This window comes from Amaricoccus sp. (assembly GCF_036846665.1).
GTDB lineage: Bacteria > Pseudomonadota > Alphaproteobacteria > Rhodobacterales > Rhodobacteraceae > Amaricoccus.
In genome coordinates this window covers 1-7,489 of the sequence record NZ_DAIUBO010000191.1, presented here as the reverse complement: position 1 = coordinate 7,489, position 7,489 = coordinate 1, and the positions used below count along the sequence as shown (strand labels likewise).

Here is a 7,489-nt window from a genome sequence, read left to right as displayed (position 1 = left end):
CCCCCCATCAGGGCGCCGTCGGTGATCGCGCGGTAGAGGGGGTGCTATTCGGGGCGGAGCGCCGCCTCCAGGCGGGGCTCGCGGCGAGCCGTGCGGATGAGCTCGAGCGTCACGGCCATGGCGAGCGGCGAGAATCCCACGAGCCCCTTCAAGATCTGCATGCCCCAGTCGCTCACCTCCAGGCGCGCGGCCAATGTTGCGAGATCAGGGGCCGCGAAGACCTCGTCGATGGCGGGCTGGACGGAAGCGAGCTCCGCGGCGGGCGGGGGCTCCGCATGGCGATCCACGATATCCGCATCCGCCGTTTCCTGAAGGTCGGCGACGAGCGCCCGCCAGCGCGCCGCAGGCACGAAATGGTCGGCGAATCCCGCCCGGATCGCGTCGCCCGGTCCCATGCGATGGCCAGTGAGCCCGAGAAACTCCCCCAGATGGCCCGGCGCCTCGGCCAGGAGCGCGCTGCCGCCCACGTCCGGCACCAGGCCGATGGCGCATTCGGGCATGGCGATGCGCGAGCTCTCGCAGACGACCCGGTGGCTGCCATGCACCGAGACGCCGACGCCGCCGCCCATGACGAGCCCGTGCGTCAGCGCGACATAGGGCTTGGGGTAGCGGGCGATGCGGGCGTTCAGGCGGTATTCGTCGGCCCAGAAGCGGCGCGCGAAGAAGAAATCCCCCTGCCGGCCGGTCCGGTAGATCTGCCGGATGTCGCCGCCGGCCGAAAAGGCGCGCTCGCCCGCGCCGTCGATCAGCACGAGCCGCACGGCAGGATCCTCGCGCCACCGGTCCAGCGCATCCTCGATGGCGCGCACCATCTCGTAGCTGAGCGCGTTCAACGCCTCGGGCCGGTTCAGGGTGAGCCGGCCGACACGGCCCTCGACGCGGATGACGATGTCGCTCATCGGCACCAGGCGACCGCCGCGGCGCCGGCCACGGGCGCGAACAGGATCGGCGGCGACAGGCCCGGAATCTCGGTCGGCAATATCCCGGGCCGCCGCGCCATTCCGCGTCACTCCATCGTCGGGATCGAGAAGGCCGCGCCCTCCTTGATGCCCGAGGGCCAGCGCGCCGTGACCGTCTTGGTCCGGGTGTAGAAGCGGAAGGCGTCCGGCCCGTGCTGGTTGAGGTCGCCGAAGCCGGATTTCTTCCAGCCGCCGAAGGTGTGATAGGCGAGCGGCACCGGAATCGGCACGTTGATCCCGATCATGCCGACGTTGACGCGGCTCGCGAAGTCGCGCGCCGTGTCCCCGTCGCGGGTGAAGATCGCCGTGCCGTTGCCAAAGGGGTTCCGCATGGTGAGATCGAGCGCCTCGGCATAGCTGCCCGCACGCACGGTGGAGAGCACGGGGCCGAAGATCTCCTCCCTGTAGATGTCCATCTCCGGCGTGACCCGGTCGAAGAGGCAGGCGCCGACGAAGAAGCCGTTCTCGTAGCCCTGCATCCTGAAGCCGCGGCCGTCGACCTTGAGTTCGGCGCCCTGGCTGACGCCGCTGTCCACGAGGCCGAGGATGCGATCCTGCGCGGCGCGGGTGACCACGGGGCCGAAATCCACGTCGTCGCCGGCGGTATAGGGGCCGATCTTGAGCGATTCGACCCGCGGGATCAGCCGCTCGATCAGCGCGTCGGCGGTCCTGTCGCCGACGGGCACGGCGACGGAGATCGCCATGCAGCGCTCGCCGGCGGCGCCGTAACCGGCGCCGACGAGCGCGTCGACCGCCTGGTCGAGGTCGGCGTCGGGCATCACGATCATGTGGTTCTTGGCACCGCCGAAGCATTGCGCGCGCTTTCCATGCGCGGTGGCGCGGGCGTAGATGTATTCGGCGATCGGCGTCGAGCCGACGAAGCCGACCGCGGCGATGTCGGGATGGTCGAGGATGGCGTCCACGGCCTCCTTGTCGCCGTTCACCACCTGGAGGACCCCGTCGGGCAGGCCCGCCTCCTGCATCAGCTCGGCGAGCATCAGCGGCACGGAGGGATCGCGCTCGGAGGGCTTGAGGATGAAGGCGTTGCCGCAGGCGATCGCCGGGCACATCTTCCACATCGGGATCATCGCGGGGAAGTTGAAGGGCGTGATCCCGGCCACGACCCCGAGCGGCTGGCGCATCGAGAACATGTCGATCGCCGGCCCGGCGCCATCGGTGTATTCGCCCTTCAGGAGATGCGGCGCGCCGATGCAGAATTCGGCGACCTCGAGCCCGCGAATCACGTCGCCCCTGGCATCCGGCAGGGTCTTGCCATGCTCGCGCGAGAGCGCCTCGGCGAGCTTGTCGAGGTCGCGGTTCAGCAGATCGACGAACTTCATCATCACCCGCGCGCGGCGCTGCGGATTGGTCGCGGCCCATTTCGGCTGCGCCGCCATCGCGCCCTGCACGGCGAGCTCGAGCTCGGCGGCCGAGGCGAGCGGCACGCGGGCCTGGACCTCGCCCGTCGCCGGGTTGAAGACCTCCGCGAACCGGCCCGAGGCTCCGGCCACGCGCGCCCCGTTGATGAAGTGACAGAGATCCTGCATCGCTCGCCCCCAACTTTGTGCCGGGAGCAGCCTAGCGGGAATCTCCGGGCAGTGAAGGCGGAAATTGCCCGAGAAACGTTTTGCATTATTGCAGGCGTGATGGCAGGAATGCCGGGCGCACCGGCCGATTTCTGCATCGGGGATCCCGGTTCGACGGAAGGGGCGCGGTCATCCGGGCCGCCAGTCCGGGAATGTCCGCGGAAAGGTGCCGTTTGCAGAAGAGCGCGATGAAATGGGATGATCTTCGGGTCTTTCTGGCGGTCGCCCGCCAGAGCCGGTTGCTCGCTGCCGGCCGCAGCCTGGGGCTCGATCCCGCGACGGTGGGGCGGCGGATCACCGCGCTGGAGGAGGCGCTCGGCGCCAGGCTCTTCGACCGCTCGCCCCAGGGCTATGCCATGACCGAGGCGGGGCGCAGCCTGCTCGTCCATGCCCAGGCGATGGAGGCCCAGGCCTCGGCCGCGAGCGAGGAGATCGGCGGCCGGGCGGACAGCCTTTCGGGCATCGTGCGCATCGGCGCGCCGGACGGCGTCTCCAACTATCTGCTGGTCGATGCCTGCGAGGCGCTGAGCCGCGACAACCCGAATCTGCAGGTGCAGGCCGTCGCCTTGCCGCGGATGTTCTCGCTCTCCAAGCGCGAGGCCGATCTGGCGATCACGCTGTCGCCGCCGAGCGCGGGGCGGCTGACGGTGCGCAAGATCGCCGATTACCGGCTCCATCTCTATGCGCGCTCGGACGTGGTCGCGGCGGCGGCGCCGGTCAGGGGGCTCGAGGATCTGCGCGGGGTTCGCGGCATCGGCTTCATTTCGGACATGATCTTCGACAAGGAGCTCGACTATTACGCCCTGCTCGGCCGCGAGAGCGAACCGGCGCTGACCTCCAACAGCCTCATCATGCAGCTCAGCTGGTGCCTTCGCGGCTGCGGCCTCTGCATCCTGCCGGATTTCGTCGCGCGGGAGCATGGCGAGCTCGAGGTGGTCCTGCCCGAGGAGATTCGGCTGACGCGGGCCTTCTACCTGGTGCGCCATCAGGACGATGCGCGGGTGGCGCGCATCAACCGCATGGCGGAGGTCATCGTCGAATGGATGCGCAACGCGCTGATTCCGGGCGAGGCCGCCCGGGGGGGCTGAGCCGCGGGTGCCCGGCGCGAGGCAGGCGCAAGGCCGCGCCGCACCGGCAGGCATCCCCCATCGGGCGGCTGCGCGCTTGACAGGTCGACGGGCGGAGGGAACACTTGCAGAATGCGTTGAGAGGGGGCCCCAATGTTCGTTCGCAACATCGTGGACACGAAGACGATCCGCAATGTGATCACTATCAAGCCGACGGACAGTGTCACCGCGGCGGCGGAACTGCTGGCCAAGCACCGGATCGGTGCAGTGGTGGTCAGTCGCGACGGCTCGACCGTTGATGGAATCCTCTCGGAGCGCGACATCGTCCGCTCGCTTGGCCTGACGGGCATCGAATGCATGAACAAGCAGGTTCAGGACCTGATGACGGCGACGGTGGTGGGCTGCAAGCTCGACGAGACGGCCGATTCGATCCTCGAGCGCATGACCGAGGGCCGCTTCCGGCACATGCCGGTGATTGACGACAACCGCATGGTCGGCGTGATCTCGATCGGCGACGTGGTCAAGGCGCGCATCTCCGAGATCCAGCAGGAGAATTCCGCCCTCACCGGCATGATCGCCAATACCTGGTAGCACCGGCCCCGCGCTTGACGGAAAAGGGACGATGGTATTGCCTCGCGGCGAGGCTGTGACCTGCGAGGGATGGCGATGCGAATAGGGCTCTATCCAGGCACCTTCGACCCCATCACACTGGGGCATATCGACATCATCCGGCGTGCCTGCAGCCTCGTCGACCGGCTGGTGATCGGCGTCGCGATCAATCGCGACAAGGGCCCGCTCTTCGATCTCGAGACGCGGGTGGCGATGGTCGAGGCGGAATGCGTGCCGATCGGACGCGCCTGCGGCGTGGAGATCGTGGCGCATCCCTTCGACAACCTGCTCATCCAATGCGCCGCCGACGTCGATGCCAGCGTGATCATCCGCGGCCTGCGGGCGGTCTCGGATTTCGAATACGAATTCCAGATGGTCGGCATGAACCGCGCGATGAACGACGACATCGAGACGGTCTTCCTGATGGCCGACACGCAATACCAGGCGATCGCCAGCCGGCTGGTCAAGGAGATCGCGCGGCTCGGGGGCGATGTCTCCGGCTTCGTGCCGCCCCGGGTGGTCGAGGCGCTGACGCGGCTCTACGGAGCCGCGGAGCGGCCGCGCCGCGCGGCGGTTGCCGAGGGCGGCTGAACCGCGGGATCAGGGTGCGAGATCGGTCGCGCCCATGAGGATCTGCGTCTTGCGGACCGGCACCGAGACATGCTCGTGCGCGATCCGCCATCCCTCCGGGCCCTGCACGAGCCCCAGCGTGAAGCGCATCCAGATGTCGCGGGCCTCGCCCCCCTGCCGGCCGTGGAGCCGCTCCAGCCCCGCGACGAAGGCGACGCCGCCCGCGCTTCGGATCGCGACCCGCCGCGTCTCGCTGCCGATCGGTCCGTCCCAGCTCGCCATCCAGGCGGCGACGCCCGCCGGATCCGGGCCATGGGAGAGAGGCGGCGCGAGGTCGAAGACCTCCGCTTCGGCCGCATAGGCGGCAAGGAAGGCCTCGGCGTCCCGGTCGTGCAGCGCCCGGCGGCGGGTTTCCAGCAATTCGCGGATCGAGTCCTCGGGTGCTGCCATCTCTGTCCTCCCCCAGGCCTAATCGCCCGCCGCGAGCAAAGCCGCGCCGCCGGCGGCATGCAACCTCGCCTTCGGGACGCGCGCGACCTCCGGCCGCCAACCGCGTCTCGGCCCTTTTCCCCGCGGCGCACAACGCCTAGGGTCCGCCGCGACAGCCATCGAGGAGGTAGGACATGGCAGAGACACGCGATCCGGAGAACACGCTCATCATCACGCTTGCGGACGGCGAGGTCATCGTCGAGATGCTGCCGGAGGTGGCGCCCGAGCATGTGGCGCGGATCAAGGCGCTGGCGCGGGCCGGCGAATACGACAATGTCGCCTTTCACCGGGTGATCGACGGCTTCATGGCCCAGACCGGCGACGTGGCCCATGGCGACATGGAGGACGGCTTCAACCTCCGCCGCGCCGGCACCGGCGGCTCCAAGCATCCCGACCTGCCGGCGGAATTCTCCCGGCTGCCCTTCGACCGCGGCGTGCTCGGCATGGCGCGCTCGGCGAACCCCAACAGCGCCAACAGCCAGTTCTTCATCATGTTCAGGGACGGCCATTTCCTGAACGGCCAGTACACCGTCTGGGGGCGCGTGGTGAGCGGCATGGAGCATGTCGATGCGATCACCCGCGGCGAGCCGCCGGCGAAGCCCGACCGGATGCGATCCGTCCGGGTCGCCGCCGATGCCGGGGCGGACGCCTGATGCGCGGGCTCTTCCTCGCGGCACTGGCCGCGCTCGGCCTCGCCACCGTGGCGCTGGCGCAGGAGGTGGACAACGTGCTGGTGATCGCCGTGGAGGGCGAGGCCGCGGGCACGATCGAGATCGAACTGCTTCCCGAGGTCGCGCCCCGGCACGTGGAGCGGATCAAGACCCTGGTGCGCGAGGGCGCCTATGACGGCGTCGCCTTCCACCGGGTGATCGACGGGTTCATGGCCCAGACGGGCGACGTGGAATTCGGCACCCGCGAGGCCTTCGGCCAGGGCCGCGCCGGTACCGGCGGCTCGGCGCTGCCGGATCTGCCGGCGGAATTCTCCGACATTCCCTTCGACACCGGCGCGGTGGGCATGGCGCGGTCGCAATCGCCCGACAGCGCCAACAGCCAGTTCTTCATCATGACCGCGCCCGCACCGCATCTGAACGGCCAGTACACCGTGGTCGGGCGGGTGATCGCGGGGCAGGACGTCGTCGACGCCATCAAGCGCGGCGGAGGCTCGAACGGCATGGTCGCGGATCCGGACGTGATGGCGCGGGTGCATCTCAAGGCCGAGGAATGAGGGCGCCCAAGGATCTCATACAGGTTTGCTAACCTGGAGAGCAGTCGTGATGCGCCAACAGGCGCATCACCGGCAAACGCAATGCGCGCACCGCGCGCGCCGGATGGCGGCAAAGGCCGCCCGCGGCGTCAGCCGCGTCAGCCTTCGAGAAAATCCCGCATCCGCCCGACGGCGCGGCGGATGTTCTCCTGGCTGTTGGCGTAGCTGAGCCGGATATAGCCCTCGCCGAGCAGGCCGAAATCCGGGCCGCCGATCACCGCGACGCCGGCTTCCTCCAGCAATGCGGCGGCGAGCGGCTTGGCCTTGCGGCCGGTCGCGGAGACATTGGGGAAGGCGTAGAAGGCGCCCTTCGGCGTGATGCAGCTGACGCCCGGCAGGTCGTTGAGCAGCGCCACCACCAGCTTCCGGCGGGCGTCGAATTCGGCGAGCATGGCGGCGACCGCGTCCTGCGGGCCGGTCAGCGCCTCGAGCGCAGCGAATTGCGCCGGCGCGTTCACGCAGGACCAGGCATTGACCGCGAGCTTGCGCGCCCTGTCGTAGAGGGGGCCGGGCCAGACCGACCAGCCCATGCGCCAGCCGGTCATGGCATAGGTCTTGGACCAGCCGTTGAGCAGGATCAGCCGGTCGCGAATCTCGGGATAGGCCAGCAGGCTGACATGCGCCGCGCCGTCATAGAGCATCTGGTCGTAGATCTCGTCCGAAAGGATCGCCACCTCCGGATGCGCCTCGAGCCCGGCCACGAGGCGGTCGATCTCCGCCTTCGGGGTGACGCCGCCGGTGGGATTGGCGGGCGAGTTGACGATCAGGAGCCGCGTCGCTGGGGTGATCAGCGACAGGGTCTCGTCGGCCGAGAAGGCGAAGCCGTTCTCCTCACGGATCGGGATCGGGACGGGTTTGGCCCCGGTGAACTCGATCATCGAGCGATAGATCGGAAATCCGGGATCGGGATAGAGGATTTCCGCGCCGGGCTCGCCGAACATGATG

At 69.1% G+C, this 7,489-nt stretch carries 9 protein-coding genes; 5 read left to right on the top strand and 4 right to left on the bottom strand.

Going from position 1 to position 7,489, the window contains the following annotated elements:
* Positions 1–44: 44 nt before the first annotated feature.
* Positions 45–899 (bottom strand): enoyl-CoA hydratase/isomerase family protein, encoded by an 855-nt coding sequence (locus V7050_RS15965; RefSeq protein WP_324410822.1) that lies wholly within the window; start codon positions 897–899, stop codon positions 45–47.
* Positions 900–1,006: 107 nt separating this feature from the next.
* A complete protein-coding gene (locus V7050_RS15960) occupies positions 1,007–2,506 on the bottom strand; it encodes a CoA-acylating methylmalonate-semialdehyde dehydrogenase (protein ID WP_324364829.1) in 1,500 nt (499 codons plus the stop codon).
* A gap of 227 nt (positions 2,507–2,733) precedes the next feature.
* Here V7050_RS15960 and V7050_RS15955 point away from each other — a divergent pair, with 227 nt between their 5' ends.
* The 3 genes from V7050_RS15955 (at position 2,734) to coaD (ending at position 4,812) form a co-directional block, all read left to right on the top strand.
* Positions 2,734–3,633 carry a LysR family transcriptional regulator gene (locus V7050_RS15955; RefSeq protein WP_324364831.1) on the top strand — a complete coding sequence of 300 codons (900 nt, stop codon included), beginning with the start codon at positions 2,734–2,736 and terminating at the stop codon, positions 3,631–3,633.
* Between the two features lie 132 nt (positions 3,634–3,765).
* The gene (locus V7050_RS15950) at positions 3,766–4,203 is read left to right on the top strand and encodes a CBS domain-containing protein (RefSeq protein ID WP_324364832.1); all 438 of its coding nucleotides are present in this window, start codon (positions 3,766–3,768) and stop codon (positions 4,201–4,203) included.
* A 75-nt stretch (positions 4,204–4,278) separates the two neighbouring features.
* Complete coding sequence (gene coaD / locus V7050_RS15945) at positions 4,279–4,812, top strand: pantetheine-phosphate adenylyltransferase (protein WP_324364834.1); 534 nt, start codon at positions 4,279–4,281, stop codon at positions 4,810–4,812.
* 9 nt (positions 4,813–4,821) lie between these two features.
* Here coaD and V7050_RS15940 read toward each other — a convergent pair whose 3' ends face one another.
* Complete coding sequence (locus V7050_RS15940) at positions 4,822–5,241, bottom strand: YybH family protein (RefSeq protein ID WP_324364836.1); 420 nt, start codon at positions 5,239–5,241, stop codon at positions 4,822–4,824.
* Positions 5,242–5,414: 173 nt separating this feature from the next.
* On the opposite strand from V7050_RS15940, the gene V7050_RS15935 reads away from it, so the two are divergent.
* Positions 5,415–5,933 (top strand): peptidylprolyl isomerase, encoded by a 519-nt coding sequence (locus V7050_RS15935; RefSeq protein WP_324364838.1) that lies wholly within the window; start codon positions 5,415–5,417, stop codon positions 5,931–5,933.
* A complete protein-coding gene (locus tag V7050_RS15930) occupies positions 5,933–6,505 on the top strand; it encodes a peptidylprolyl isomerase (RefSeq protein ID WP_324364840.1) in 573 nt (190 codons plus the stop codon). Before V7050_RS15935 ends, V7050_RS15930 begins: the two co-directional genes overlap by 1 nt.
* Positions 6,506–6,642: 137 nt before the next feature.
* On the opposite strand, the gene V7050_RS15925 is transcribed toward V7050_RS15930, so the two are convergent.
* Positions 6,643–7,489: pyridoxal phosphate-dependent aminotransferase (locus V7050_RS15925; protein ID WP_324410820.1), on the bottom strand; the 847-nt coding region annotated here is incomplete at its 5' end.